The 25,508-nt window shown below is 67.3% G+C and carries 32 protein-coding genes; 24 read left to right on the top strand and 8 right to left on the bottom strand.

Going from position 1 to position 25,508, the window contains the following annotated elements; all coding sequences use genetic code 11:
- Positions 1 to 4: 4 nt before the first annotated feature.
- Positions 5 to 1,042, top strand: coding sequence for a GGDEF domain-containing protein (locus tag ACXJKJ_RS17720; RefSeq protein ID WP_056199460.1), 1,038 nt, complete (start codon positions 5 to 7; stop codon positions 1,040 to 1,042).
- 63 nt (positions 1,043 to 1,105) lie between these two features.
- On the opposite strand, the gene ACXJKJ_RS17715 is transcribed toward ACXJKJ_RS17720, so the two are convergent.
- The gene (locus tag ACXJKJ_RS17715; RefSeq protein WP_457391338.1) at positions 1,106 to 2,530 is read right to left on the bottom strand and encodes a cryptochrome/photolyase family protein; all 1,425 of its coding nucleotides are present in this window, start codon (positions 2,528 to 2,530) and stop codon (positions 1,106 to 1,108) included.
- A 112-nt stretch (positions 2,531 to 2,642) separates the two neighbouring features.
- Between ACXJKJ_RS17715 and ACXJKJ_RS17710 the strand changes: the two genes are divergently transcribed.
- From ACXJKJ_RS17710 to ACXJKJ_RS17685, 6 genes are all read left to right on the top strand, one after another.
- Entirely contained in the window at positions 2,643 to 3,221 is a 579-nt protein-coding gene (locus ACXJKJ_RS17710) for a YqgE/AlgH family protein (protein ID WP_056199455.1), read from the top strand.
- A complete protein-coding gene (ruvX, locus tag ACXJKJ_RS17705) occupies positions 3,218 to 3,613 on the top strand; it encodes a Holliday junction resolvase RuvX (RefSeq protein WP_457354310.1) in 396 nt (131 codons plus the stop codon). Before ACXJKJ_RS17710 ends, ruvX begins: the two co-directional genes overlap by 4 nt.
- Positions 3,610 to 4,098: a bifunctional pyr operon transcriptional regulator/uracil phosphoribosyltransferase PyrR gene (gene pyrR, locus ACXJKJ_RS17700; RefSeq protein WP_056199449.1), complete on the top strand. Its 489-nt coding sequence runs from the start codon at positions 3,610 to 3,612 to the stop codon at positions 4,096 to 4,098. Before ruvX ends, pyrR begins: the two co-directional genes overlap by 4 nt.
- Positions 4,098 to 5,060: an aspartate carbamoyltransferase catalytic subunit gene (locus ACXJKJ_RS17695; RefSeq protein ID WP_056199446.1), complete on the top strand. Its 963-nt coding sequence runs from the start codon at positions 4,098 to 4,100 to the stop codon at positions 5,058 to 5,060. Before pyrR ends, ACXJKJ_RS17695 begins: the two co-directional genes overlap by 1 nt.
- A 2-nt stretch (positions 5,061 to 5,062) precedes the next feature.
- The gene (locus ACXJKJ_RS17690; protein WP_056199444.1) at positions 5,063 to 6,364 is read left to right on the top strand and encodes a dihydroorotase; all 1,302 of its coding nucleotides are present in this window, start codon (positions 5,063 to 5,065) and stop codon (positions 6,362 to 6,364) included.
- 76 nt (positions 6,365 to 6,440) lie between these two features.
- On the top strand, positions 6,441 to 7,172 hold the full coding sequence (locus ACXJKJ_RS17685; protein WP_056199441.1) for a lysophospholipid acyltransferase family protein: 732 nt from the start codon (positions 6,441 to 6,443) through the stop codon (positions 7,170 to 7,172).
- Here the strand turns inward: ACXJKJ_RS17685 and ACXJKJ_RS17680 are convergent.
- Positions 7,153 to 7,914 (bottom strand): hydroxypyruvate isomerase family protein, encoded by a 762-nt coding sequence (locus ACXJKJ_RS17680; protein WP_056199437.1) that lies wholly within the window; start codon positions 7,912 to 7,914, stop codon positions 7,153 to 7,155. The two genes, ACXJKJ_RS17685 and ACXJKJ_RS17680, sit on opposite strands and share 20 nt — an antisense overlap.
- 60 nt (positions 7,915 to 7,974) lie before the next feature.
- On the opposite strand from ACXJKJ_RS17680, the gene ACXJKJ_RS17675 reads away from it, so the two are divergent.
- On the top strand, positions 7,975 to 8,991 hold the full coding sequence (locus tag ACXJKJ_RS17675) for a glycosyltransferase family 9 protein (protein WP_457391336.1): 1,017 nt from the start codon (positions 7,975 to 7,977) through the stop codon (positions 8,989 to 8,991).
- Here the strand turns inward: ACXJKJ_RS17675 and gpmA are convergent.
- Entirely contained in the window at positions 8,976 to 9,719 is a 744-nt protein-coding gene (gpmA, locus tag ACXJKJ_RS17670; RefSeq protein ID WP_457326075.1) for a 2,3-diphosphoglycerate-dependent phosphoglycerate mutase, read from the bottom strand. The genes ACXJKJ_RS17675 and gpmA overlap by 16 nt on opposite strands.
- A gap of 89 nt (positions 9,720 to 9,808) precedes the next feature.
- On the opposite strand from gpmA, the gene ACXJKJ_RS17665 reads away from it, so the two are divergent.
- From ACXJKJ_RS17665 to ACXJKJ_RS17650, 4 genes are all read left to right on the top strand, one after another.
- On the top strand, positions 9,809 to 10,219 hold the full coding sequence (locus ACXJKJ_RS17665; RefSeq protein WP_056199428.1) for a rhodanese-like domain-containing protein: 411 nt from the start codon (positions 9,809 to 9,811) through the stop codon (positions 10,217 to 10,219).
- Positions 10,220 to 10,302: 83 nt separating this feature from the next.
- The gene (gene grxC, locus ACXJKJ_RS17660) at positions 10,303 to 10,563 is read left to right on the top strand and encodes a glutaredoxin 3 (protein WP_457391334.1); all 261 of its coding nucleotides are present in this window, start codon (positions 10,303 to 10,305) and stop codon (positions 10,561 to 10,563) included.
- A gap of 142 nt (positions 10,564 to 10,705) precedes the next feature.
- Complete coding sequence (gene secB, locus ACXJKJ_RS17655; RefSeq protein ID WP_056199425.1) at positions 10,706 to 11,179, top strand: protein-export chaperone SecB; 474 nt, start codon at positions 10,706 to 10,708, stop codon at positions 11,177 to 11,179.
- A 79-nt stretch (positions 11,180 to 11,258) separates the two neighbouring features.
- A complete protein-coding gene (locus tag ACXJKJ_RS17650; RefSeq protein ID WP_457391333.1) occupies positions 11,259 to 12,257 on the top strand; it encodes an NAD(P)H-dependent glycerol-3-phosphate dehydrogenase in 999 nt (332 codons plus the stop codon).
- A 1-nt stretch (position 12,258) separates the two neighbouring features.
- Here the strand turns inward: ACXJKJ_RS17650 and trmL are convergent, their stop codons facing one another.
- On the bottom strand, positions 12,259 to 12,729 hold the full coding sequence (trmL, locus tag ACXJKJ_RS17645) for a tRNA (uridine(34)/cytosine(34)/5-carboxymethylaminomethyluridine(34)-2'-O)-methyltransferase TrmL (RefSeq protein WP_457391331.1): 471 nt from the start codon (positions 12,727 to 12,729) through the stop codon (positions 12,259 to 12,261).
- Positions 12,730 to 12,913: 184 nt separating this feature from the next.
- Positions 12,914 to 13,666 carry a ComF family protein gene (locus ACXJKJ_RS17640; protein WP_057295803.1) on the bottom strand — a complete coding sequence of 251 codons (753 nt, stop codon included), beginning with the start codon at positions 13,664 to 13,666 and terminating at the stop codon, positions 12,914 to 12,916.
- Positions 13,667 to 13,689: 23 nt separating this feature from the next.
- On the opposite strand from ACXJKJ_RS17640, the gene ACXJKJ_RS17635 reads away from it, so the two are divergent.
- The 7 genes from ACXJKJ_RS17635 to ACXJKJ_RS17605 all read left to right on the top strand — a co-directional run bounded on the left by ACXJKJ_RS17635 (position 13,690) and on the right by ACXJKJ_RS17605 (position 19,646).
- Positions 13,690 to 14,613 (top strand): biotin synthase, encoded by a 924-nt coding sequence (locus ACXJKJ_RS17635; RefSeq protein ID WP_457391329.1) that lies wholly within the window; start codon positions 13,690 to 13,692, stop codon positions 14,611 to 14,613.
- A gap of 195 nt (positions 14,614 to 14,808) precedes the next feature.
- Complete coding sequence (coxB, locus tag ACXJKJ_RS17630; protein WP_394326335.1) at positions 14,809 to 15,987, top strand: cytochrome c oxidase subunit II; 1,179 nt, start codon at positions 14,809 to 14,811, stop codon at positions 15,985 to 15,987.
- A 30-nt stretch (positions 15,988 to 16,017) separates the two neighbouring features.
- On the top strand, positions 16,018 to 17,667 hold the full coding sequence (gene ctaD, locus ACXJKJ_RS17625; protein ID WP_457391328.1) for a cytochrome c oxidase subunit I: 1,650 nt from the start codon (positions 16,018 to 16,020) through the stop codon (positions 17,665 to 17,667).
- A complete protein-coding gene (locus ACXJKJ_RS17620; protein WP_394326330.1) occupies positions 17,667 to 17,783 on the top strand; it encodes a cytochrome oxidase small assembly protein in 117 nt (38 codons plus the stop codon). Before ctaD ends, ACXJKJ_RS17620 begins: the two co-directional genes overlap by 1 nt.
- 83 nt (positions 17,784 to 17,866) lie before the next feature.
- Complete coding sequence (locus tag ACXJKJ_RS17615) at positions 17,867 to 18,472, top strand: cytochrome c oxidase assembly protein (RefSeq protein ID WP_457391326.1); 606 nt, start codon at positions 17,867 to 17,869, stop codon at positions 18,470 to 18,472.
- The gene (locus ACXJKJ_RS17610) at positions 18,469 to 18,711 is read left to right on the top strand and encodes a DUF2970 domain-containing protein (protein WP_457391324.1); all 243 of its coding nucleotides are present in this window, start codon (positions 18,469 to 18,471) and stop codon (positions 18,709 to 18,711) included. Before ACXJKJ_RS17615 ends, ACXJKJ_RS17610 begins: the two co-directional genes overlap by 4 nt.
- Positions 18,712 to 18,761: 50 nt before the next feature.
- Positions 18,762 to 19,646 carry a cytochrome c oxidase subunit 3 gene (locus tag ACXJKJ_RS17605; RefSeq protein WP_056199399.1) on the top strand — a complete coding sequence of 295 codons (885 nt, stop codon included), beginning with the start codon at positions 18,762 to 18,764 and terminating at the stop codon, positions 19,644 to 19,646.
- 58 nt (positions 19,647 to 19,704) lie between these two features.
- On the opposite strand, the gene ACXJKJ_RS17600 is transcribed toward ACXJKJ_RS17605, so the two are convergent.
- A complete protein-coding gene (locus tag ACXJKJ_RS17600) occupies positions 19,705 to 19,920 on the bottom strand; it encodes a DUF2909 domain-containing protein (RefSeq protein WP_457391322.1) in 216 nt (71 codons plus the stop codon).
- 68 nt (positions 19,921 to 19,988) lie between these two features.
- On the opposite strand from ACXJKJ_RS17600, the gene ACXJKJ_RS17595 reads away from it, so the two are divergent.
- Genes ACXJKJ_RS17595 through ACXJKJ_RS17575 form a run of 5 tightly spaced genes read left to right on the top strand, consistent with a single transcriptional unit; the run spans position 19,989 to position 23,898 of the window.
- Positions 19,989 to 20,660, top strand: a complete 672-nt coding sequence (locus ACXJKJ_RS17595; RefSeq protein WP_457391320.1) for an SURF1 family protein — start codon at positions 19,989 to 19,991, stop codon at positions 20,658 to 20,660.
- A gap of 16 nt (positions 20,661 to 20,676) precedes the next feature.
- Positions 20,677 to 21,309, top strand: a complete 633-nt coding sequence (locus tag ACXJKJ_RS17590; RefSeq protein WP_327082885.1) for an SCO family protein — start codon at positions 20,677 to 20,679, stop codon at positions 21,307 to 21,309.
- A complete protein-coding gene (locus ACXJKJ_RS17585; RefSeq protein WP_457325419.1) occupies positions 21,306 to 22,391 on the top strand; it encodes a COX15/CtaA family protein in 1,086 nt (361 codons plus the stop codon). The genes ACXJKJ_RS17590 and ACXJKJ_RS17585 overlap by 4 nt, the downstream gene beginning before the upstream one ends.
- A 2-nt stretch (positions 22,392 to 22,393) precedes the next feature.
- Complete coding sequence (gene cyoE, locus ACXJKJ_RS17580) at positions 22,394 to 23,299, top strand: heme o synthase (protein WP_056199384.1); 906 nt, start codon at positions 22,394 to 22,396, stop codon at positions 23,297 to 23,299.
- Entirely contained in the window at positions 23,296 to 23,898 is a 603-nt protein-coding gene (locus tag ACXJKJ_RS17575) for an SCO family protein (protein ID WP_457391319.1), read from the top strand. The genes cyoE and ACXJKJ_RS17575 overlap by 4 nt, the downstream gene beginning before the upstream one ends.
- Positions 23,899 to 23,941: 43 nt before the next feature.
- Here ACXJKJ_RS17575 and rpoH read toward each other — a convergent pair whose 3' ends face one another.
- Together rpoH and ACXJKJ_RS17565 are read right to left on the bottom strand one after the other, a co-directional pair.
- Positions 23,942 to 24,859: an RNA polymerase sigma factor RpoH gene (gene rpoH / locus ACXJKJ_RS17570; RefSeq protein WP_394326329.1), complete on the bottom strand. Its 918-nt coding sequence runs from the start codon at positions 24,857 to 24,859 to the stop codon at positions 23,942 to 23,944.
- Positions 24,860 to 25,007: 148 nt separating this feature from the next.
- Positions 25,008 to 25,508 carry a chemotaxis protein CheW gene (locus tag ACXJKJ_RS17565; RefSeq protein WP_056199375.1) on the bottom strand — a complete coding sequence of 167 codons (501 nt, stop codon included), beginning with the start codon at positions 25,506 to 25,508 and terminating at the stop codon, positions 25,008 to 25,010.

Here is a 25,508-nt window from a genome sequence, read left to right as displayed (position 1 = left end):
CCCCATGTCCCAGGTTGTCGACCATCTTGCTGAACTGACCGGTTTTCGTGACCGGGATGTCATGGACGTCACCCTGGTCATGGCTTTGCGTGACCTGCTGGAGCCCGAGTCCGTCGCGATCTACCGCAGCGTCGGCGAGCCGGGCGACGAACGTTGGCTGACCCGTGCCCATCTGCGCGCGGGTGATGCGGTCGCGTCGGCCGACCCGCTGTGGGCCAAGCCTGGTGCGCTGCCGAAGGCGACCGACCATCCGCTGCGCCTGGAAGCCATGCGCAGCCGCAGCGTCACCCAGGTGGCCCAGGGCGGCCAGTGGCTGTATCTGTTCCCGATCGCCACCGACCGCGACGTCATCGGCGTCATCGAGATCCTGTCCACGCGGCGCCTGGGCACGGGCGCGCAGCGCATGGTCAGCAGCGTGCTGCGGATCTATCACAACTTCCAGGGCCTGCTCGACTACTCCGAGCGTGACACGCTGACGGGGTTGCTGAACCGCAAGACCTTCGACGAGAGCTTCCTGAAGGTGCTGTCGGACATCCCGACGCGTGCCGACGTGACGCACGAGGCCGAGGACCGCCGCCACGAGACGGCCATCCAACACTATGTGCTCGGCGTGATCGACATTGATCACTTCAAGACCGTCAATGACCGCTTCGGGCACCTGATCGGCGACGAAGTGCTGTTGTTGCTGTCGCGCCTGATGCGCGGCTCTTTCCGCTTTCACGACATGCTCTATCGCTTCGGCGGCGAGGAGTTCGTCGTGCTGATGCGCTGCGATGAAGAGATCCACGCGGGCGAGGCCTTCGAGCGCCTGCGCCTGAACACCGAACGCTACGCCTTCCCGCAGGTGGGCCGCATCACCGTCAGCATCGGCTTCACCGAGGTGCGCCCTGGCGACGGGCCGGCCGATGCGTTCGAGCGCGCCGACAAGGCGGTCTATCACGCCAAGGGCCATGGTCGCAACCAGGTCCACAACTACGCGGCCCTGGTGGCCAGCGGCGTGATCCAGGAATCGGCACAGCTCAGCGACGTCGAGCTGTTCTGAAGCCGCCGCGCTGAAGCATTCGTCACCCGCGCAAGACCGCAGGTTGACCTTTTCGCTCCCCGTTCATCGCCTGACGACGGCGTAGCGGGCCAGCGTGCGCTCCCGTGCGATGGCGTGGTCGACGATGGGGCGCGGGTAGACGCTGCCCTGCATCTGCAGCGGCGCGCGCGCCCAGGGCTCGTGGATGGTCTTGGCCGGCAGCTCCGCCAGTTCGGGGCAGTAGCGGCGGATGAAGCGGCCCTGCGCGTCGAACTTCTCGCTCTGGCTCACCGGGTTGAAGATGCGGAAATAGGGCTGGGCGTCGCAGCCGCTGCTGCTGGCCCATTGCCAGCCACCGTTGTTGGCCGCGAGGTCGAAGTCCAGCAGCTGCTGCGCGAAATAAGCCTCGCCGCGTTGCCAGGCGATGCCGAGATCCTTGGTCAGGAAGCTGGCCGTCACCATGCGCAGGCGGTTGTGCATATAGCCCGTCTGGTTGAGCTGGCGCATGGCGGCGTCCACCAGCGGGTAGCCGGTGCGGCCCTCGCACCAGGCGGCGAACAGCGCGTCGGCTTCCGCGCCGGTCTCCCAGCGGATGGCGTCGTACTCGGGCTTGAAGGCCGTCGTCATCGCACGCGGGTGGTGGTGCATGACCTGGTAATAGAAGTCGCGCCAGATCAGCTCCGACAGCCAGATCTCGGCGCCGTGGTCGCCGCCTTGCATCAACTGGTGGGCGATGCGCGCGAGGCGCCGGATCGACACGGTGCCGAAGCGCAGATGCACGCTGAGATAGCTTGGGCCCTTGACCGCCGGGAAGTCGCGCTTGCTGTCGTACTGGTCGACGCGGTCCAGGAAGTCCTCCAGCAGCGCCTCGGCACCGCGGCTGCCCTGGCCGACATGCCCGGTCAGCCCGGCGGGCTTGAAGCCGATGTCTTCGAGCGTGGGAACGCCCTTGGCGAACTCGGTTCTCGCCAGTGCCCGCGCATGGCGCTCGACCGGATAGCTGCTCAGGTAGAACTCGTCCACCTTGCGCAGCCAGGCGTTCTTGTAGGGTGTGAACACGCTGTACGGCCCACCCGCGGCCGTCATGACCTCGCCGCGCTCGAAGATGACATGGTCCTTGAAGGTGCGCAGCTCGGCATTGAGGGGTTTCAGCAGGTCGGCCACCAGCGCGTCGCGCATCAGCGCCTGCGGTTCGTCGTCGTGGTTGGTGAACACGGCCTGCGCGCCCAGCTCGGCCACCAGGCGCGGGATCTCGTCCGCCGCAAAGCCATGCCGCACGATCAGCGCCCCGCCGAGCTTGCCCAGGTCCTCGTCCAGCACCTGCAGCGCGCCCAGGATGAACTCGACGCGTCGGTCCGCGCGTGGCAGGGCGTCGAGGATGTCGCGGTCCAAGACGAAAGCGCAGAAGACCTGTTTCGCGCTGCGCAGCGCGTGATACAGCGCGGCCTGGTCGTCCGCGCGCAGGTCGCGGCGAAACCAGACAAGAGCGCGGTCAAGGTGAGCAGGCATGGGCGCAGATTAAGGTCTTTGCGCGCCCGCCCAGGCTGGGCGACCTCGGCAAGCACCAGTCTCCCGGGCGATAAAGCGCTGAAGCGCAAAGCGGCCAGAATAAAATGCCGCCATGCCCGCCGACCGGATCGTCCTGACCAACCAATTCCTCATCGCCATGCCCGGCATGGCCGACGAGGCCTTCGCAGGCACCGTGGTCTACCTCTGCGAGCACAACGACAACGGCGCCCTGGGCCTCGTCATCAACAAACCCATCTCTCTGACGCTGGGCAATCTGTTCGAGAAGGTCGAGCTCAGCCCACCGGCCGAACCGCTGGCCGACAGCCCCGTCTTCTATGGCGGCCCGGTGCAGACCGACCGCGGTTTCGTGCTGCACGAGCCGCTGGACGAAGAGGGTGGCCACTACAACGCGACGCTGGCCGTGCCCGGCGGCCTGGAGATGACGACCAGCCGCGACGTGCTTGAAGCGCTATCCAACGGCGCCGGCCCCAGGAAGATCTTTGTCACGCTCGGCTACAGCGGTTGGGCCGCGGGCCAGCTCGAAGAGGAAATCGGCCGCAACGGCTGGCTGACGGTGGACGCGGCGCCCGAGATCATCTTCGACACGCCGGTGGAGCAGCGCTACGAGCGCGCACTGGCCCTGCTGGGCGTGGACCCACGCATGCTCAGCTCGGACGCGGGGCACGCATGATGGCGGCGTTGGCGCCGTCGCATCAGATCTTTCTTGCTTTTGACTTTGGCACCCGACGCATCGGCGTCGCCTCGGGCACACGCTTGCTCGGTTCGGCCGAGCCGCGTGCCACGGTCAGGAGTGGCGATTTCGACGCGATTGCCGCCCTCGTCAAGACCTGGCAGCCCGACGCCCTCGTCATCGGCGTGCCGCGCCACCCCGACGGCGCGCCCCACGAGATGACGGCCAAGGCACAGAATTTCGGTCGCCGGCTGGCCGGGCGCCATCACCTGCCGGTCTTCGAAGTGGACGAGCGCTACACCAGTGTCGAAGCCGAGGCTGAAGGCGCGCACGATGTGGACGCCGCAGCCGCCGCCCTCATCCTTGAACAATTTTTCCGGGAACATCCATGAGTGACCTCAAGCTGGACGCTGAAGGCCTTTACCTCGAGCTCAGGCGCGGCGTGCAGCGACTGCTGACCGCCGACACCGCCCTCGTGGGCATCTGGAGCGGCGGCGCCTGGCTGGCCGAGCGGCTGGCCGTTGACCTGGGCCTGGCCGACGCCGGCACCATCTCCAGCGTGCTGCACCGCGACGACTTCGGCTCACGCGGCCTGGCCAAGGCCGACCACACCTCGCTGCCCTTCGACGTCAATGGCCGCGACATCCTGCTCATCGACGACGTGCTCTACACCGGCCGCACGACGCGGGCCGTGCTCAACGAGCTGTTCGACTTCGGCCGCCCGGCCAGCGTGCAGCTGGCGGTGCTGGTGGACCGCGGCGGGCGGCAGCTGCCGATCGAGCCGGCGTTCTCTGCGGCCCGCGTCACGCTCGCCGCAGACCAGAGCCTGCGCCTCGCGCGCGCCGACGGGGGCCGATTTGCCTTTGAGGTGAAGTGATGCTTTCCAAACGCAACCCCCAGCTCAACAAGCACGGCGAGCTGATCCACCTGCTGTCCACCGAAGGCCTGCCGCGTGCGGTCATGGAACAGATCCTGGACACCGCGGGCAGCTTCCTCTCGGTCAACGACCGTGAGGTCAAGAAGGTGCCGCTGCTGCGCGGCAAGTCGGTGTTCAACCTGTTCTTCGAGAACAGCACCCGCACCCGCACCACCTTCGAGATCGCCGCCAAGCGCCTGTCGGCCGACGTCATCAACCTGGACATCGCGCGCAGCTCCACGGCCAAGGGCGAGACGCTGCTGGACACTGTGGCCAACCTCAGCGCCATGCACGCCGACATGTTCGTCGTGCGCCACAGCGAGAGCGGCGCGCCCCACCTGATTGCCCAGCATTGCGCGCCGCACGTGCACGTTGTCAACGCCGGCGACGGCCGCCACGCCCACCCGACTCAAGGGCTGCTGGACATGTACACGATCCGGCACTTCAAGAAAGACTTCCGCAACCTGACCGTATCCATAGTCGGCGACATCGTTCACTCGCGCGTCGCTCGCAGCGACATCCATGCGCTCAACATCCTGGGCGTGCCGGAGATCCGCGCGGTGGGCCCCAAGACCCTGGTCCCCGGCGACCTGCGCGACATGGGCGTGCGCGTCTGCCACGACATGGCCGAAGGTGTGAAGGACGCCGACGTCATCATCATGCTGCGCCTGCAAAACGAGCGCATGAACGGCGGCATGCTGCCCAGCAGCGGCGAGTTCTTCAAGCACTTTGGCCTGACGCCCGACAAGTTGCGCCTGGCCAAGCCCGACGCCATCGTCATGCACCCGGGGCCGATCAACCGCGGCGTCGAGATCGCGTCCGAAGTGGCCGACGGCAAGAGCAGCGTCATCCTGCCGCAGGTCACCTTCGGCATCGCGGTGCGCATGGCCGTCATGGCCATCCTGGCTGGCAACGAGGCATGAGCATGAAGATCCTGATCCAAGGCGGCCGCCTGATCGACCCGGCGTCCAATCTCGACCGCATTGGCGACGTCGCCATCGCGAACGGCCGCATCGTGCACCTGGGGGATGTGGGCGACTTCGTTGCCGACCGCACCGTGGACGCGAGCGGCCTCATCGTCGCGCCCGGCCTCGTCGACCTGTGCGCCCGACTGCGCGAGCCCGGGCACGAGCATGAAGGCCTGCTCGAAAGCGAACTCGCCGCAGCGGCCGCTGGTGGCGTGACCAGCCTGGTCTGCCCGCCCGACACCGACCCGGTGCTCGACGAGCCCGGTCTCGTCGAGATGCTGAAGTTCCGCGCCCGCAAGCTCAGTCGCTGCCGCCTGTTTCCGCTCGGCGCGCTGACGCGCCAGTTGAACGGCACGGCGCTGACCGAGATGGCCGAGCTGACCGAGGCTGGCTGCATCGGCTTCTCGCAGGCCGAGGTGCCGATCAAGGACACGCTGGTGCTGAGCCGGGCGCTTCAATACGCCGCCACCTATGGCTACACGGTCTGGCTGCGCCCGCAGGACGCGTATCTCGGCGGTGGCGTCGCGGCCAGCGGTTCGGTCGCGACGCGGCTGGGGCTGTCCGGCGTGCCCGTCAGCGCCGAGACAGTGGCGCTGCACACCATTTTTGAATTGGTACGCGCCACGGGCGCCCGGGTGCATGTGTGCCGCCTGTCCAGCGCCGCCGGCGTCGAACTGGTGCGCGCGGCCAAGCGCGAGGGCCTGCCCGTCACGGCGGACGTGTCCATCAATTCGCTGCACCTCAGTGACGTCGACATCGGCTACTTCGATTCGGCCATGCGCCTGACGCCGCCGCTGCGCCAGGGTCGTGATCGCGATGCGCTGCGCGCGGGCCTCGCCGATGGAACTATTGACGCGCTGGTGTCCGACCACATGCCCGTGACGATCGACGAGAAGGCTGTGCCCTTTGCCGAGGCCACGCCGGGCGCGACGGGCCTGGAGCTGCTGCTGAGCCTGGCGCTGCGCTGGGCCCAGGATTCCAAGCTGCCGCTGCAGCGCGCGCTGGCCGTCGTGACGGCCGAACCGGTGCGGGTGCTGGGCAGCGCACTCGGCTCTTTGTCCGCCAGCGCCGGTCGCCTGGTGGAAGGTGGCGTCGCCGATGTCTGCGTGTTCGACGCGGCGGCGAGCTGGTCCGTCACGCCCGACGCCCTGGCCAGCCAGGGCAAGCACACGCCGTTTGCCTTCGCCTCCAGCGGTTTCGAGCTGCCCGCGCGCGTGCGTTGCACCCTTGTCGCCGGCCACGTCGCCTACGAAGGATGACCGCCCCCACGCGCGCTTCGCACGCTGCCCCCCGAGGGGGTGCAGCCTCCCTAGGGGCGGCCCGGCGGGAGGCTGAATGAGATCCCTGATCGCCACCTGGCGCCTCACGCGCCTTGTGCCGCATGTGCTGCACGGCCTGTGGATCGTCAAGCGCCGCTTCGAGCTGCTGACGGCGTCCGAGCGGCATGGGCTGATCCAGTGGTGGTCGCTCAAGACGCTGCGCATCCTCGGCATCGCGCTGAAGTCCCAGGGCCAGGCCTTGCCGACGGGTCATCTCATGGTGGCCAACCACATCTCCTGGCTGGACATCGCCGGCGTCCACGCGGTGCTGCCGCAGGCGCGCTTCGTGTCCAAGGCGGACGTGAGGCACTGGCCGGTGGTCGGCGCCCTCGTCGAAGGCGCCGGCACGCTCTTCATCGAGCGCGCCAGCAAGCGCGATGCGCTGCGTGTCGTGCACCAGACGGCCGCAGCCCTGCAGGCGGGCGACTGTGTCGCCGTCTTCCCGGAAGGCACCACGGGCGCCGGGCCCGAGATGCTGCCCTTCCACGCCAACCTGCTGCAGGCGGCGGTGTCGGTCGATGCCCCGGTGCTGCCCGTCGTGCTGCGGTGGCACGAGCCCGGCGAGCGCTTCAGCTCGTCGGCGCGCTTCATTGGCGACACGACGTTGGTTGAGAGCCTGTGGCGCATTGCTTCGGCCAAGGGGCTGGGCATTGATGTGCAGATCCTGCCCAGCGTGATGACGACCGGCCAGGACCGTCGCGCCCTTGGTGCGATGCTGCGCGGCGTGATCAGCGCGAAGCTGGGCTGAGCCAGGCCAGGCCGGCCGGCGTATTGCCACGGGGCCGGTATTCCAGGCCGACAACGCCTTGCCAGCCACGCGCGTCCAGCAAGGCCAGCTCCGCCGCGAATTCACCGGCCTCGGGCTCATGCCGCCCGGCAACGCCGGCGACCTGCACATGGCCCAGCACGCCGAGGTCCAGCGCGCGCGCCAGATGTGTCAGTGATTCACCTTCAGCGACGCGGCAATGGTAGAGGTCGAGTTGCAGTTGCACGCGGGGCGTGTCCAGCGCCGCCAGCAGCTCCAGCGCCTGGGCCTGGCGATGCAGGAAATAGCCGGGCATGTCGCGGCGGTTGATGGGCTCGACGACCAAGGGCAGGGGCGACTGCTCGGCGGCCCAGCCGAGGTTGGCCAGCCAGGTCGAGCGGTGCTCGGGCGTGTCCTCGGCCAAGCCTGACAGCAGATGCACGCGGGCCGCGCCAAGGCGGTCGGCCAAGTCCAGGCCGCGCAGCGTCGCGTCGCGAAACTCGGCCACGCGGCCGGGCAGGGCGGTGAAGCCGCGCTCGCCGACGGCCCAGTCGCCGGCAGGGGCGTTGATGAGGACGACCTTCAGCCCCGCCAGCGCGGCCGTCAGCGGTGGGCGGTCATGCAGATGCGGCTGCTGCAGCTCGACGGCGGCAAAGCCGTCGGCCCGCGCCACCGCCGGCCGGTCGAGATAGGCGTGCTCGGTGTAGAGCCAATCGAGATTGGCTGCGAAGCGTGGCGGGATCACTGCGACTCCGCTACCAGGGCGGCGTCATGGCTGGCGATCACTTTGGCTGAGGAGGGCAGGGTGATCTCGGGCATGGAGAACGGGCCTGCGCAGGGAGAATCCCGCGTCACTTGTAAAGAATTGCTGATGATAGAAGCCCGACCGTTGATCGTCCGTCTGCGCAACTTCGTTGGCGACACGGTTTTGAGCATTCCGGCGCTGCGGCTGCTGCAAAGCCACGGCTATCGCCTTGAACTGGTCGGCAAGAGCTGGGCACGCGGGTTGTTGGAGACGGAAGGCTGGCGCGTCCATGTGCGGCCCGAGAGGCTCGGCGAGCGCGTGGCGCAGTTGCGCGCGCTGCGGCGGCAGCTGCGTGCGCAAGACCCCGGATTCGACCGGCGCTCCAATACGCTGCTCTTTCCCTACGCGTTTTCAGCGGCGCTGGACGCGCGACTGGCCGGCCTGCGCGCCGAGGGCCATGCGGTGGAGGGGCGCACCTGGCTGATGCGCCGTGGTCACCCGCGGCGCCCGGGGCGGCACACGCTGGTCGAATACTGGGAACTGGCCTGCGACTTCCTCGGCATCGACGAGCCGCCTCCGCCGGTCATCGGCCTGCAGGTCAGCGAGGCCCAGCGGGAGCGGGCCGCGGCTCTGCTGGCGGGGCAAGGCATCGCCCCGGGGCGCTACGTGATGATCTGCCCGTTCGCCAACGGGAAAACCGAGTTCCTGGACCGCACCTGGCCGGCCTTCCCGGAATTCGTGCGCCGCCTGGATGCGGCGGGGCGCCGCATCGTGATGGTGCCGGGACCGACCGAGCTGGAGGGTGCCCGCCAGCTCTACCCTGACGTGGTGCGGTTCGAAGGCGTGGGCCTGGGCATCTACGCCGCGTTGCTGCAGATGGCCGGCATCGTCGTCTCCAACGACACCGGGCCGGGCCACATCGCCGCCGGCGTCGGCGCACGGCTGCTCACCCCCTGGGGGCCGGCCGATCCCGCGGTCTGGGCGCCGTGGGGGCCGACGGTCAAGCTGCTTCAGTACTGGCCCGGCTGGGCCAGCGTGGAGGAGGTGCTGGCCGAGGTGGATCAGGCCTTGCCCTGATTGGCCACGGCGGCAGCCGCCTTGGCGGCGGCTTCGGCGTCGCCCAGGTAGTAGCTCTTGATCGGCTTCAGGTTCTCGTCCAGCTCATAGACCAGCGGGATGCCGTTGGGGATGTTGACGCCAACGATGGCGTCGTCGGCGATGTTGTCGAGGTACTTCACCAACGCGCGGATGCTGTTGCCATGGGCGGCGATGAGCACGCGCTGGCCGCCCTTGATGGCGGGCGCGACGGTCTCGTTCCAGAACGGCAGCACGCGGGCGACCGTGTCCTTCAGGCATTCCGTCAGCGGAATGTCCTCGGCGTCCAGGCCGCGGTAGCGAGGGTCGCTGCGTTCGCTGCGTGGGTCGGTCGCTTCCAGCGCCGGCGGCGGTGTGTCGTAGCTGCGGCGCCAGATCAGCACCTGCTCGTCGCCGTACTGCTTGGCCATGTCGGCCTTGTTCAGGCCCTGCAGGCCGCCGTAATGGCGCTCGTTGAGGCGCCAGGCGTGGCGCACCGGCAGCCAGGTGCGGTCCATCTGGTCCAGGGCGTGCCACAGCGTCCACACGGCGCGCTTGAGCACCGAGGTGTAGGCGATGTCGAAGTCATAGCCCGCTTCCTTCAGCAGCCGGCCGGCCGTCTTGGCCTGCTCGACACCGGTGGGCGTCAGGTCCACGTCGGTCCAGCCGGTAAAGCGGTTTTCCAGGTTCCAGGTCGATTCGCCGTGGCGGATGAGGACGAGCTTGTACATGGGGCAAGGCGCGCTGAGGTGGTGGGAAGCGGCGGATTATCCGACCCAGCGATAATCGCCGGCTTCGTTGAATTACACGGGATGCTTGCTTGAACTTCCTGATCGAGAACTGGTTTCTGCTCGTCGCCGCACTTGTGTCCGGTGGCCTGTTGCTCTGGCCCATGCTGATGTCGGGTGCACAGGGCGGCGGCCTCGCCCCCGCCCAGGCGGTGCAACTGATCAACCGCGAGAAGGGCGTGCTGATCGATGTCAGCGAGCCCGAAGAGTTTGCCAAGGGCCATGCCGTCGGCGCGCGCAACATCCCCTTTGGCCAGATCGAGGGCCACAAGTCCTTGCCGTCCAACAAGGCCCTGCCGCTGGTGTTGGTGTGCCCGACCGGCGCACGCGCCGGCCGCGCCGCGGGCATGCTACGCAAGCTGGGCTATGACAAGGCCCAGGTGCTGGCCGGCGGCCTCAAGGCCTGGCGGGAGGCGAATTTGCCGGTGGAAAAAAGCGCGTGAGCGGTTTTTCGCCCAACCGACTTTTTCTGCCTTTCATTGGGCAGAAATCTGCGTAGGCAGATTTGCGGCTGAAGGAGATTGAGATGGCTGCCGTCAAGATGTACACCACCCTGGTCTGTCCGTTCTGCGTGCGCGCCAAGATGCTGCTCAAGCAACGCGGCGTCGAGCAGATCGACGAGATCCGCGTCGACCTCAACCCGGCCGAGCGCCAGGACATGATGGCCAGGACGGGCCGCCGCACCGTGCCGCAGATCTTCATCGGCGACACCCATGTCGGGGGGTGCGATGACCTCATCGCCCTCGACCAGAAGGGCGGCTTGCTGCCCTTGCTCCAAGCGGCCTGAAGGGTCGCTTTGGGCGTTCTTGCCTGATTTCAACACCGGGCAAGCCCGATCGGCTTGTCACGAGGCATCGCCCATAATCCAGTGACTGCCCGCAGCACGCCGCCTGCGGGCTTTTGTTTGACGCTTCGCTAGAAAGAATCCCATGGCCGACGAGATCCAAGCCGCCCCCGAAGGCACCCCCGTGTTCCAGATCCAGCGCATGTACCTGAAGGATCTGTCGCTGGAGCAGCCCAACGCGCCGCACATCCTGCTGGAGCAGCAGCAGCCCCAGGTCGACATCAACCTGACGCTGTCGGCCGAGAACGTCACCGACGGTATCTTCGAGGTCTGCGTGACGGCCACGGTCAACACCAAGGTCGGCGACAAGACGCTGTTCCTGGTCGAAGCCAAGCAGGCCGGCATCTTCGAGATCCGCAATGTGCCGCAGGACCAGCTCGAAGGCATCCTGGGCATCGTCTGCCCGCAGATGGTCTACCCCTATCTGCGCGCCATCGTGTCCGACGTCTGCACCCGCGCCGGCTTCCCGCCGGTGCTGCTGACGGAAGTGAACTTCCAGGCGATGTTCGAGGCCCAGCAGGCCCAGCGCGAAGCCCAGGGCGGCCAGGCCGTCAACTGAGCATCGAGGCTCGCCTCGTGATGACGCCCCGCTCCGTGCGGGGCGTTTTACTTGGGTGACACTTCTGCGCATGACGACGATGAAGATCAGCGTTCTCGGCGCCGGTGCCTGGGGCACGGCCCTGGCCATCCAGGCGGCCAACGCCGGCCATGATGTGAGCCTGTGGGGCCGTGACGCAACTGCCATCGGACAAATGCGGGCGAGCCGCCGCAACGCGGCCTATCTGCCCGACGGCGAACTGCCCGCCGCGCTCGGCCTGACCGGCGACCGCGCCGCAGCCATTGCGCACGCCGCCGACGGGCTGACCATCGTCGCGACGCCGATGTCCGGCCTGCGCGAAACCCTCGCCGCCCTGCCGCCAACGCAGCGCGTGCTGTGGCTGTGCAAGGGTTTCGAGGCAGTCACCGGGCGGCTCGGCCACGAGATCGCACGCGAGTTGCAGCCGGCCATGCGCGTCGGTGTGTTGTCCGGCCCCAGCTTTGCGCAGGAAGTGGCCGCTGGCCGGCCCACGGCCCTGGTCGCGGCGAGCGAGGACGCGGCGCTCGCACAGGCCGCCGTCGATGCTTTTCATGGTGACAGGCTGCGCGTCTACACGTCCAACGATCCGGTTGGCGTCGAAGTCGGCGGCGCAGTCAAGAACGTCATGGCCATAGCGGTGGGCGTCTGCGATGGCCTCTCCGGCGCCGCACCTGATGCGCCGGGGTTGAACGCCCGCGCCGCCGTCATCACGCGCGGCTTGGCCGAGATGCTGCGCCTGGGCCTGGCCCTGGGCGCCAAGGCCGAGACCTTCATGGGTCTGTCGGGTCTGGGCGACCTGGTGCTGACGGCGACGGGCGACCTGTCGCGCAATCGCCGCGTCGGCCTGATGCTGGCGCAGGGGCTCGCGTTGCGGGACATCCTGGCCAAACTCGGCCATGTGGCCGAAGGCGTCTACAGCGCGCCGACGGTGCTGGCGCGTGCGCGCGAGGCCGGCGTCGAGATGCCGATCACCGAGGCCATGGTGGCCTTGCTGGACGGGCGGCTGCGTGTCGGCGAGGCGGTCGAGCACCTGATGGGCCGCGAGGCCCGCGCCGAATAATTCAGGCGCCGCCTGCGTAGCCGTTCTGCCGCCAGGCTTCGAACACGGCGACCGCGACGCTGTTGCTCAGGTTGAGGCTGCGCTGGCCCTCGCGCATCGGCAGGCGCACACGCTGATCGAGCGGGAAGCTCTCACGCAGTTCGGGCGCCAGGCCGGCCGTCTCGCTGCCAAACACGAAGTAGTCGCCCGGCTGCCAGGCCACCTCGCCAAAGGACCGGCTGCCGCGCGTGGTGAAGGCGAACATGCGTGCGGCGTCGGGCGACTGGGCCGCCAGGAAGGCCGCCCAATCGGCATGGCGCTGCACGCGGGCGTACTCGTGATAGTCCAGGCCGGCGCGTTGTAGCAGCTTGTCTTCCATCGAGAAGCCCAAGGGCTCGATCAGGTGCAGGCTGCAGCCGGTGTTGGCTGCGAGCCGGATCACATTGCCCGTGTTGGGCGGAATCTCCGGCTGGACAAGGACGATATGGAACATGGACGCGAGTATCTTCGCCGGATCGCGGCGATCAACGTGTTGCATTCGGGCCGAGCGCCGGGCCGCTCCCAAGCCGGCCCGTCATGGCGATGTGCTTGCCGGTCGATCCGGCAAGCATCGCCGCCCCCTCGGGGGGCCGGCCAGGCTTGCCGGCGTCCAGCGCGGCAGGACTGGACGAGGGGCGTCATTCGCCCGGCTCCGGCGTGCGCGCAATGACCCAGGCCTGCACGCTCATCGCGCCGGCCTGCAGCAGCACATGGGCCAGCTCGAACAGCGTCGCGCCGCTGGTCATCACGTCGTCGAGCAGCGCGACGCAGGTGCCGCGCAACTGCGCCGCGCGCAGCGGCTCGACGGCGAAGACGCCGCGCACATTGGCTGCGCGCGCCTCCAGCTTCAGGCTGGCTTGGGCAGCGTTGTGGCGTACCCGCAGCAGCATCTCCGGCTCGCAGCGCAGGCCGCGCCGGCGCGCCAGCGCCTTGGCCAGCTCGTGTGCCTGGTTGTAGCCGCGCTCGCGCAGGCGGTCGTTCGACAGCGGCACGGGCAGCAGCCAGTCTGGCGCGTCGACCTCGGCCGCGGTCAGCGCCGTGTTCAGGCGCTCCAGCAGGCTCTCGCGCAGTTCCAGGGCCTGGTGGTATTTGAAGTGCTGCAGCAAGCCGTCCCAGGGGAAGCGGTAGTCCAGCGCAGCCACGGCGCGGTCCAGCGGTGGTGCCGCGTGCAGGCAGCGCCCGCATTGGGGGCGGGGCCTGCCGGTCAATTCGATGGGCAGCCTGGCCGCGCAGGTCCAGCAGCGCGGCTGCGGGCGTGCGTAGAGGGCCAGGCAGGCTTCGCAGATGGTCTGGTGGCTCCAGGCGCGGCAGACGGCGCACTGGCCGGCGCAGCGCAGCAGGACTTTCTCGATCAGAGCAGGCTTCGTTGCCGACAGGGAGCGCTCGGGCATCGGCTCAATATACTGACCGCTCCATGAGTGAACCGGCTTCGACCCCTACTTCAAACAAGGGGCCGCGGCCCCAGGACCTCGACGCCGCCGCCGTTCGCCACCAGGCGCGCCGCCTCGCGGCCGCTGCGCAGCCGCCGTGGTTGCACGACGAGGTCGCCGGGCGCATGGCCGAACGCCTGACCTATATCAAGCTGCAGCCGAACCGCGTGCTGGACGCATCGCCGGCCCTGGGCGCCAGTGGCGAGCTGCTGCGCCTGGCTTACCCGAGCGCGGAGTTGCTGTGGCATGAAGCCGACACGGCGCTGGCGGCTCGCGCGGCCGAGAAGCGCCAGCGCAACTGGTGGCAGAAGCTGCGTGGCGCCTCCTCCGGTCATGTCGATTCGCTGCCAGCGTTGCCCCAGGTCGACCTGCTGTGGTCCAACATGGCCCTGCATGCCTGCGCCGACCTGCCGGAGCTGCTCGACACCTGGCAGGCCAGCGTCGCGGTCGGCGGCTTTGTGATGTTTTCCTGCCTGGGCCCGGACAGCTTCGTCGAACTGCGGCCGTTGTATGCGCGCGCCGGCTGGGGCCGGCCGGCGCCTGACTGGTGGGACATGCATGACATCGGCGACCTGGTGCTCAAGGCCGGCTTTGCCGACCCCGTCATGGACCAGCAGCGGCTGCGCCTGACCTGGGCCACGCCCGAAAGCCTGCTGGCCGACCTGCGGGTGCTGGGCGGCAACCTGGCGCCCGCGCGCTTCGCCGGCTTGCGCGGTCGCAAGTGGAAGGCGGCACTGCTGGCGCAGCTGGAAACGCTGCGCGACGGCGAAGGCCGGCTTGCGCTGACGGTGGAACTCGTTTTCGGCCACGCCTTCAAGGCGGCGCCGCGGCTGACGATGGCGGCCGAGACCCATGTGTCCATCGACGCCATGCGCGCAACGCTGCGCAAGGGCCGTGAAACCGGGTGAAGGGGGATGAAGGGGGTGAATCCCCGGGGGCGGCATGGGCCGTCCCTCTCGGAGCCTGGGCTAAAATCCCGCGCCGCATAGAGGGCTTTGGGGCAACACCCGGCTCAACCCACGGAACTTGCCTCCCAAATCCAGCTGTCGGGCTGGACAAGCAAGCCCCGCTCTTCAAAGAACCAAGTGACAACCATGACGATGATGAACGCACGAGTGCATAGCGCCTCACGCGCTTGGGGCCGTTGGGCCACGGCGGCGATGGCGGCCCTGGCGGCCGGCCCAGCCCTGGCGGTCAACGACCTGAAGGGCGGCCCCGGCGTCAATCAGCTCAATCTGCACGAGCCGGTCACGCGCATCGCGGCCGACCAGATGTGGCTGCACAACTTCGTGATGATCGTCTGCCTGGTCATCTTCTTCGCGGTGTTCGGGGTGATGTTCTATTCCATCTTCAAGCACCGCAAGTCCAAGGGCGCGGTGTCGGCCAACTTCCACGAGAGCGTGGCCGTCGAGATCGCCTGGACGGTGGTGCCCTTCCTCATCGTCATCGGCATGGCCCTGCCGGCGACCAAGGTCGTCGTCGCGATGAAGGACACCACCAACGCCGACGTGACCATCAAGGCCACCGGCTACCAGTGGAAATGGGGCTATGACTACCTGAAGGGTGAAGGCGAAGGCATCGGCTTCCTGGCCACGTTGGACACCGCTCAACGCGAGTCATCCAACACCGGCAAGCCCGAGCCGGTCGACAACTACCTGCTCAAGGTCGACAACCCGCTGGTCGTGCCGGTGGACAAGAAGGTCCGCATCATCACGACGGCCAACGACGTCATCCACGCCTGGATGGTGCCGGCCTTCGGCGTCAAGCAGGACGCCATCCCCGGCTTCGTGCGCGACACCTGGTTCAAGGCCGAGAAGATCGGTGACTACTACGGCCAATGCGCCGAGCTGTGCGGCAAGGAACACGCCTATATGCCCATCCACGTCAAGGTCGTGTCCGCCGAGGACTACACCAAGTGGGTGGATGGCAAGAAGAAGGAAATCGCCGCCAAGGCCGATGACCCGAACAAGGTCTGGGAGCAAGCCGCCCTGGTCGCCCGCGGCGAGAAGGTCTATGGCGCCAACTGCGCCGTCTGCCACAAGGCCGACGGCTCGGGCGCCGGCCCGATCAAGCCGCTGGACAAGTCGCCGGTCGTGCTCGCCGAAGACAAACTGCAGCAGGTTCAGGTCGTGCTGAACGGCCGCATGGACAAGGGCATGCCCGCCTGGAAGCAGCTCAGCGATACCGACATCGCCGCCGTGATCACGTACACGAAGAACAGCTGGTCCAACAAGACGGGCCAGACGGTGCAACCGGCCGAAGTGCTGGCCGCCCGCAAGTAATCGACCGAACGCCGAATCAGAGGAAATCACATGAGTGCAGTGCTCCCCCCCCACGGCGCGGTCGGTGGCCATGACGGCCACGCCCACGATCACGACCACCACGATGATCACCACGCACCCCACGGCTGGCGCCGCTGGGTGTTCGCGACCAACCACAAGGACATCGGCACCCTCTACCTGCTGTTCTCCTTCACGATGCTGATGATCGGCGGCATCCTGGCCCTGTGCATCCGCGCCGAGCTGTTCCAGCCGGGCCTGCAGTTCTTCAACCCCGAACTCTTCAACCAGTTCACGACCATGCACGGTCTGATCATGGTGTTCGGCGCCATCATGCCGGCCTTCGTCGGCTTCGCGAACTGGATGATCCCGCTGCAGATCGGCGCGGCCGACATGGCTTTCGCGCGGATGAACAACTTCAGCTTCTGGCTGCTGATCCCCGCGGCCATCATGCTGGTGGGCAGCTTCTTCATGCCCGGCGGCGCCCCGGCTGCGGGCTGGACGCTCTACGCGCCGCTGACGCTGCAGATGGGCCCGTCGATGGACGCCGGCATCTTCGCGATGCACATCATGGGCGCCTCGTCCATCATGGGCTCCATCAACATCATCGTCACCATCCTCAACATGCGCGCCCCCGGCATGACGCTGATGAAGATGCCGATGTTCGCCTGGACCTGGCTGATCACGGCCTACCTGCTGATCGCCGTCATGCCCGTGCTGGCCGGCGCCATCACGATGACGCTGACCGACCGCCACTTCGGCACCGCCTTCTTCAACCCGGCTGGCGGCGGCGACCCGGTCATGTACCAGCACATCTTCTGGTTCTTCGGCCACCCCGAGGTCTACATCATGATCTTGCCGGCTTTCGGCATCGTCAGCCAGATCGTGCCGGCCTTCGCCCGCAAGCGCCTGTTCGGCTACGCCTCCATGGTGTACGCGACGGCGTCGATCGCCATCCTGTCCTTCATCGTCTGGGCTCACCACATGTTCGCCACCGGCATGCCGGTGACGGGCCAGCTGTTCTTCATGTACGCGACCATGCTGATCGCCGTGCCCACGGGCGTGAAGATCTTCAACTGGCTGGCGACGATGTGGCGCGGCTCGATGACCTTCGAGACGCCGATGCTGTTCGCCGTCGGCTTCATCTTCGTGTTCACGATGGGCGGCTTCACCGGCCTGATCCTGGCGATGGCACCGGTCGACATCCAGCTGCAGGACACCTACTACGTCGTGGCCCACTTCCACTACGTGCTGGTGGCCGGCTCGCTGTACGGCATGTTCGCCGGCTACTACTACTGGTCGCCGAAGTGGACCGGCGTGATGTATTCGGAGACCCGCGGCAAGATCCACTTCTGGGGTTCGCTGATCTTCTTCAACATCACCTTCTTCCCGATGCACTTCCTGGGTCTGGCCGGCATGCCGCGTCGCTATGCCGACTACCCGATGCAGTTCGCCGACTTCAACGCGATTGCATCCATCGGCGCCTTCGGCTTCGGCCTGATGCAGGTCTACTTCTTCCTGTTCGTCGTCGTGCCGGCCATGCGCGGCAAGGGTGAGAAGGCGGCGCAGAAGCCCTGGGAAGCCGCCGAAGGCCTGGAGTGGGAAGTGCCGTCGCCGGCGCCCTTCCACACCTTCGAAGAGCCGCCCAAGCTGAACGCTTCGGCCACCAAGATCGTCGCCTGATGGCCATGACGCCCGAACAGCGCAAAGCCAACCGACGGCTGGGATTGATCCTGCTGTCGATTGCCTTGATTTTCGGCATCGGCTTCGTCACGAAGATGGTGCTGCTGGCTCACTGACATGATGAAGCCCCCACGCGCACTTCGTTTGCTGCCCCCCGAGGGGGCGCGTCAGCGCCTTCGGGCGGCCGGGCGGCACTGACATGCGCTTCCTGGCCGCTCTGCATCGCGACAACCGGCAGCTCGTCATGAAGCTGGCGGTGGTGGTCGCGTTGATGTTCGGCTTCGGTTACGCGCTGGTGCCGCTGTACAAGGCCATCTGCAATGCGCTGGGCATCAACGTGCTGTCGCTGGCCGAGCGCCAGACCGCGCTTTCGGCCAAAGGCATCGCCGACGGCAACGGCCAGATCGACTTCAGCCGTGAAATCACGGTCGAGTTCGACACCAATGCCCGCGGCCCCTGGGACTTCAAGCCGGCGGTGCGCCATCTGACGGTGCACCCGGGCGAACTGACCCAGGTCATGTACGAGTTCCGCAACGTGCAGGACCGCACCATGGCCGCCCAGGCGATCCCCAGCTATGCGCCGATGCAGGCGAGTGCGCATTTCAACAAGCTCGAATGCTTCTGCTTCAACGAGTACACGCTGAAGCCGGGCGAGAGCAAGCAGTGGCCGGTCGTGTTCGTCATCGACTCCAAGCTGCCCAAGGATGTGAAGACCATCACCCTGTCCTACACCTTCTTCGAGGTGGCGGGCAAGGGCGGTGTGAAGCTCGGCCAGGCACCCCAGGGTGCGGGATCCGCGCTGTGAGCAAGCCCGGCCAAGATCTGAAGGAAGCGGTGGGTCGCAAGGCCTCGTTCGCCCAGACGATCTCGGCTGTGGCCTGGAGTTTTTTCGGCGTGCGCCGGGGCAAGGACCATGAGAACGACATGGCCAAGCTCAACCCGGTGCATGTATTGATCGCGGGCGTGCTTGGCGCCGCCCTGTTTGTATTGGTGCTGGTGCTGCTGGTCCGTTGGGTCATCAGCAGTGGCGTGGCCGGGGCCTGAGGGCCCGAGCCGCAACAGAGTTCAGAACGAGCGAGTACTAGGAGAACAACATGTCGGCAGCGACTACCCCGGGCAAGACCCCGTACTACTTCGTCCCGGCGCCTTCACGGCATCCGGTGATGGCCGCGATCGGCCTGTTCTTCGTCATCCTCGGCGCGGGCCAGTGGGTCAACGGCCATGGCTGGGGCATGTACTCGCTGTTCGGCGGCCTGGCCTTCTGGGCCTTCGTGCTGCAGCAATGGTTCCGCCAGGCCATCGGCGAGAGCGAAGGCGGCTTGTACAGCGACCGCATCGATGTCTCGTTCCGCTGGAGCATGGGCTGGTTCATCTTCTCGGAGGTGATGTTCTTCGCCGCCTTCTTCGGCGCGCTGTTCTGGTCCCGCCTGTACTCGGTGCCGGTGCTTGGCAGCCTGGAAAACGCCTTGCTGTGGCCCGACTTCAAGGCCATCTGGCCCAGCACGGCGCCCGGCTTTACCGCTGCGCCGGCGGGCACCGTCGAGGCTTTCAGCACCATGGGCCCCTGGCCCATTCCGACGATCAACACGGCACTGCTGCTGACTTCCGGTGTCACGCTGACCATCGCCCACCACGCGCTGATCGCCGGCAACCGCGGCAAGACCATCCTGTGGATGTGGATCACCGTGCTGCTGGGCGCGACCTTCGTCGGCTTCCAGGCCTATGAATACCACCACGCCTACACCGAGCTCAACCTCAAGCTGACCTCCGGCATCTACGGCTCGACCTTCTTCATGCTGACCGGCTTCCACGGCTTTCACGTCTGCGTGGGCGCACTGATGCTGCTGTTCATCACCATCCGCCTGATGAAGGGCCACTTCACGCCGGAGCGCCACTTCGGCTTCGAAGGCGCCGCCTGGTACTGGCACTTCGTGGACGTGGTGTGGCTGGGCCTGTACGTCATCGTCTACTGGATGTGACTTCCCGGTCTCGCAATGAGAAAGCGCCGCAGCAGCGGCGCTTTTTTGTTGTTGAAGCTCAGGATTTCACCGGCAGTCCGGTCGGCTGTATCCAGCCCATCTTCCAGCTCAGCAGGATGACCAGGAACAGCGTCACCGACACGGCGACCCGCACCGCCAGCGCACGGGCCATGTTGGGGCTTTTCTTGTTGCCGCCTTTGCGCAGCATGAAGAAGCCGGCCGCGCCGAGCGCGCCAAGGATGCCGATGAAGGCGATCAGGATCACGAATTTCATGGTGTCGAATTATCCGCTCGGGGTCTTGCATGAGCGGTAGGCGCTGGCTGGTGCTGTTGGCGGGCCTGGTGGGCGCCGCGCTGACGGCGCGGCTCGGCGTCTGGCAGCTTGACCGTGCCGCGCAGAAGATCGCGTTGCAAGCAGCCATCGAGGCCGAAGCCGACAAGCCGGCGCTCACCGAGGCCGAGTTGGGCGGCGAAGGCCAACTGCACCGCCGTGTGGCCCTGCGTGGCACCTGGATGGCCGAACGCACGATCTGGCTGGACAACCGGCCCATGGACGGCCGCACGGGCTTCTTCGTCGTCACGCCGCTGCGCCTGGCGGGCCGCGACGACGTCGTCCTGGTACAGCGCGGCTGGGCGCCGCGCAATCAACTCGACCGCCAGCAGCTGCCCCCCTTGCTCACGCCGCCCGGCGAGGTTGCCGTCGAAGGGCGGCTGGCGACGTCGCCCTCCCGGCTTTACGAGCTGGGCGAAGGGTCGGCCGGCACGATCCGGCAAAATCTCGACCCTGCGGCCTTCGCCGTCGAGTCCGGCCTGAAGCTCTTGCCGCTGACCGTCGTGCAGACCGCCACCGATTCGCCCGACGACACGTTGCTGCGCCATTGGCCAGCGCCCGACCTCGGCCTGCAAAAACACTATGGCTATGCCTTTCAATGGTTTGCGCTCTGCGCGCTGATCGTCGGTCTCTATGTCTGGTTCCAACTCATCCGTCCCCGGCTCCGCCGTCAGCAGTCCTGAACCGCTGAGCTTCGCGGTGCACAGCCTGCCCGATCCCGGCACGACGGGGCAGCAGCGCGTCGGCCGCTGGAAGATGCTGCTGGTGCTGGCCATGTGCGCGGCGCCGGTCGTCGCCTCCTACTTCACCTTCTACGTCGTCAGGCCCAGCGGCTCGGCCTATGGCGAACTGATCGCGCCTGCCGTCGACATGCCTGCCGACCTGCCGCTCACCGACCTGCAGGGCAGGGCGGTCGCGCCGGCTTCCTTGCGGGGTCAATGGCTGCTGGCCGTCGTGCACGGTTCCGACTGCCCGGCCGCCTGCGAACAGCAGCTCTTCGTGCAGCGCCAACTGCGCGAGATGCTGGGCAAGGAGCGGGCGCGCGTGGACAAGCTCTGGCTCATTCCCGATACCGGCACGCCGCGCCCCGAAGTGATGGCTGCCGTCAGTCAGAAGGGCGCCGAAGTGACCGTGCTGCGCGTGCCCAGGGACCGGTTGGATGCCTGGCTCAAACCCGCCTCGGGCAAGGCGCTGGCCGACCATTTCTACATCGTCGACCCCATGGGCAACTGGATGGAGCGCGCCCCTGCCGAGCCCGAGCCCAAGAAGCTCAAAGCCGATCTCGACAGGCTGCTGCGCGCCAGCGCCAGCTGGGATACGGCAGGCCGATGAACGACCTGCTGGTCCCTCTTGGCCAGGTCGCCGCCATCGGCGGCGCGGTCGCCATCGGCCCACTGCTCTGGTGGCGCCAGCGCTCGCGAAGCGCGACGCCGGCAGGGCGGCTGCGCGCGCTGACCCTGCTGACGCTGTTCCTGACCTTCGACCTCATCGTCTTCGGCGCCTTCACGCGCCTGACCGATTCGGGCCTGGGCTGCCCGGACTGGCCGGGTTGCTACAGCGCTGCAAGCCCGGCCGGCGCCCACGACCACATCGAGGCCGCCCAGACCGCGATGCCCACCGGCCCGGTCACGCACGGCAAAGCCTGGATCGAGATGGTTCACCGCTATCTGGCCAGCGGCGTGGGCCTGCTCATCCTCGTCATGGCTGCGCTGAGTTGGCGGCTGAAGCGGCGGGGCGCAGAGACCGCACCATCGCCCTGGCTGCCGACGCTGACGCTGGCCTGGGTCTGCGTGCAGGGGGCCTTCGGCGCGCTGACGGTCACGATGAAGCTCTTCCCGGCCATCGTCACGCTGCACCTGCTGCTCGGCATCGGCCTCTTGATGCTGCTCGCCTGGCAGCACGAGGCCTACGAGCCGCGGCCGATCATCGCGCCGTCGGCGTTGCGCCGTGCGGTCGCCGTCGTCCTTGTGCTTGCACTTGTCCAGGTCGCCCTTGGCGGCTGGGTCAGCACGAATTACGCCGTGCTGGCCTGCGACGAATTCCCCACCTGCCACGGCGGCCAGTGGTGGCCGCAACTGGACTTCGCGCAGGGCTTTCAGCTCTGGCGCGCACTGGGCCAGCGCGCCGACGGCGGCTGGCTCGGGTTCGAGGCGCTGGCCGCCATCCACACGGCCCATCGCATCGGCGCGGGCGTCGTCTTTGCGGCCATCCTGGCACTGGCCTGGCGGCTGCGTCGGCATGCGGCGAACTGGTCCAACTGGCTGCTCGCCGCGGCTGGCTGGCAGCTCGCCTCCGGCCTGTCCAATGTCGTGCTCGACTGGCCTATCGTGGCTGCCCTCGCCCACACCGCTGGCGCCGCTCTGCTGCTAGCCCTGCTCACCATCTTGCTCGCGCGCCTGAGGGCGCAAACTTGACCATGGCCTCCACGTCCACCGCCAGCGCCTTCGTGCACAGCCCGCGCTGGCAGCAGTTCTACCAGCTGACCAAGCCGCGCGTCGTCCAGCTCATCGTCTTCTGCGCAGCCATCGGCATGGCCCTGGCCGTGCCCGGCCTGCCCTCGCCGGAACAGGCCCTCACCATGCTTGCCGCCGTCGCTGGCATCTGGCTGGTCGCCGGCGCTGCGGCCGCCTTCAACTGCCTCATCGAGGACGGCATCGACGCGCGCATGAAGCGCACCGCCTGGCGCGCCACGGCCAAGGGTGAGCTCAGCCGTACGCAGACGCTCACCTTCTCGGCCCTGCTGTGCGCAGCCGGCATGGCGCTGCTGGGTTTCTACGTCAACGTGTTGACGATGTGGCTGACCTTCGCCACCTTCATCGGCTATGCCGTCATCTACACCGTCATCCTGAAGCCGATGACGCCGCAGAACATCGTCATCGGCGGCGCCTCGGGCGCCATGCCGCCGGTGCTGGGCTGGGCCGCGCTGCGTGGCGACCTCGGCCCCGAGCCCTGGCTGCTGTGCTTGATCATCTTCCTGTGGACGCCGCCGCACTTCTGGGCGCTGGCGCTGTACCGCGCTGAAGATTACGCGCGCGCCGGCCTACCCATGCTGCCCGTCACGCATGGCAACGACTACACGCGGCTGCAGATCCTGCTCTACACCTGGGTGCTGTTCGCGGCCACGCTGCTGCCCTTCCTGACCGGCATGAGCGGCTGGTTCTACCTCGCCAGCGCCGTCGCACTCGGCCTGGGCTTCTGCGGCTATGCCTTCCGGCTGTGGCGCTCGTATTCGGAGATGCTGGCGCGGCGGACCTTCTGGTTCTCCATCTGGCATTTGTCGCTGCTCTTTGCGGCGCTGTTGATCGACCACTACATCGCATGAACACCCGTCGTTTCGCGCTGGCCGCTCTGGTCACACTGTCGCTGGCCGCCTGCCAGAAGGCGAGCCCCGACAAGCCCGCCTTCAAGGGCATCGACCTGACCGGCGCCGAGTACGCCCGCACGCTGAACCTGACCGACCAGGACGGCCGCGCCCGCTCGCTGGCTGACTTCAAGGGCAAGGTGCTGGTGGTCTTCTTCGGCTACACCCAATGCCCCGACGTCTGCCCGACGACGATGGCCGAGGTGGCCGAAGTCAAGCGCAGCCTGGGCGCGGACGGCGACAAGGTGCAGGGCATCTTCGTCACCGTCGACCCGGAGCGCGATACGGCGCAGCTGCTCAAGGCCTATCTGGCCAGCTTCGATCCCAGCTTTGTCGGCCTGCGCGGCAGCGAGGAGCAGACGAAGGGCGCGGCCAAGGAGTTCAAGGTCTTCTACGCCAAGGCGCCGGGCAAGACACCCGAGACCTACACGATGGACCACACGGCGGCGAGCTTCATCTTCGACACCGAAGGCCGCGTGCGCGTTTACGCGCGCTACGGCTCGGGCGCCCAGCCGCTGGCGGACGACATCAAGCTGCTGCTGGCCGAAGCCAAAAAGTAGAAAAGGCCCCGAGGGGCCTTTTACTTGGAGCCGAGGAGGTCAATCAGGCCGCTTCGGTCAGCGCCTTCTTCATCTTCTTCATCGCCGCCACCTCGATCTGGCGGATGCGCTCGGCCGACACGCCGTATTCGGCAGCCAGCTCGTGCAGCGTCATACCGCCCGACGAATCGTCGTTCACCTTCAGCCAGCGCTCCTCGACGATGCGGCGGCTGCGCGCGTCCAGCACGTCCAGGGCGCGGTGGATGCCGTCGCCGGCCAGTTCGTCGCGCGAACGCGCCTCGATGACGCGGGTCGGCTCATGGCTGTCGTCGGCCAGGTAGGCGATGGGCGCGAAGCTCTCGCCATCGTCGTCGGTCTGCGGCTCCAGCGCCACGTCGCCGCCCGACATGCGGGTCTCCATCTCCAGCACTTCCTCGCGCTTGACGTTCAGCGTGCTGGCGACATGGGCCAGTTCGGCCTCGGTGAGCGTGTTGCGATGCGTCTGGCCGTCGGCCTGGTCGGCCTTCATCTGGTGCTTCATCGAGCGCAGATTGAAGAACAGCTTGCGTTGGGCCTTGGTCGTCGCGACCTTGACCATGCGCCAGTTCTTCAGGATGTACTCGTGGATCTCGGCCTTGATCCAGTGCATGGCATAGCTCACCAGGCGCACACCCTGGTCCGGGTCGAAGCGCTTGACGGCCTTCATCAGGCCGACATTGCCTTCCTGGATCAGGTCGCCCTGGGGCAGGCCGTAGCCCATGTACTGGCGGGAGATGGCCACCACCAGGCGCAGATGCGACAGCACCATGCGGCCGGCGGCTTCCAGGTCGCCCTTGTCGCGCAGGCTGCGCGCGGCGGACCCTTCTTCCTCGGCCGTCAGCAGCGGCAGGCGGTTGACGGCGGAGATGTATGCGTCCAGATTGCCCAGCGAAGGCACCATGGCCCAGGGGTCGCGGACGGCAATGGCAGAAGAGGCGGACATCGTCATGAATCCTTGCTAAACCGCGGCGCGGAATGCCGCGGTGAACAGGATATTAGCACTCTGGTTTAGTGAGTGCTAAGTCAGTTCGTGACGGTGCTGGAATGCAATGTTTCCAACGGTGAAACAGTCAGCGATCGCTAACTTTCCTTCAGTCGACCAGGCCGAAATCCGGGCTTTTGATCATGGCCTCGATGTCCAGCAGGATCAGCATGCGCTCGCCGAGCTTGCCCAGGCCGGTGATGAAGCGGGCGTCCAGGGCGGCGGCCACTTCCGGGCGCGGCTTGATCTCGTCGGCGCTGAGTTCCAGCACGTCGGACACCGAATCCACGACGACACCGACGACGCGGCCGGCCACATTGAGCACGATGACGACGGTGAAAGCGTTGTATTCACCGGCCTGGCCCAGGCGGATGCGCAGGTCCACGATGGGCACGATGACGCCGCGCAGGTTGACGACGCCCTTGACGAAGGCCGGTGCATTGGCAACGCGGGTGGGCGGCTCGTAAGAGCGGATTTCCTGCACGCGCAGGATGTTGAGGCCGTATTCCTCTGCGCCGATGCGAAAGGTCAGGAACTGGCGGCCATCGGTGCGTGCCAGGGCCTGCACGGCCTGGGCACCGGTGCTGGGAACGAGATCGGTGGAACTCAT

This window comes from Roseateles sp. P5_E1 (assembly GCF_054049335.1).
This window is presented reverse-complemented; position numbering and strand designations above follow the sequence as displayed.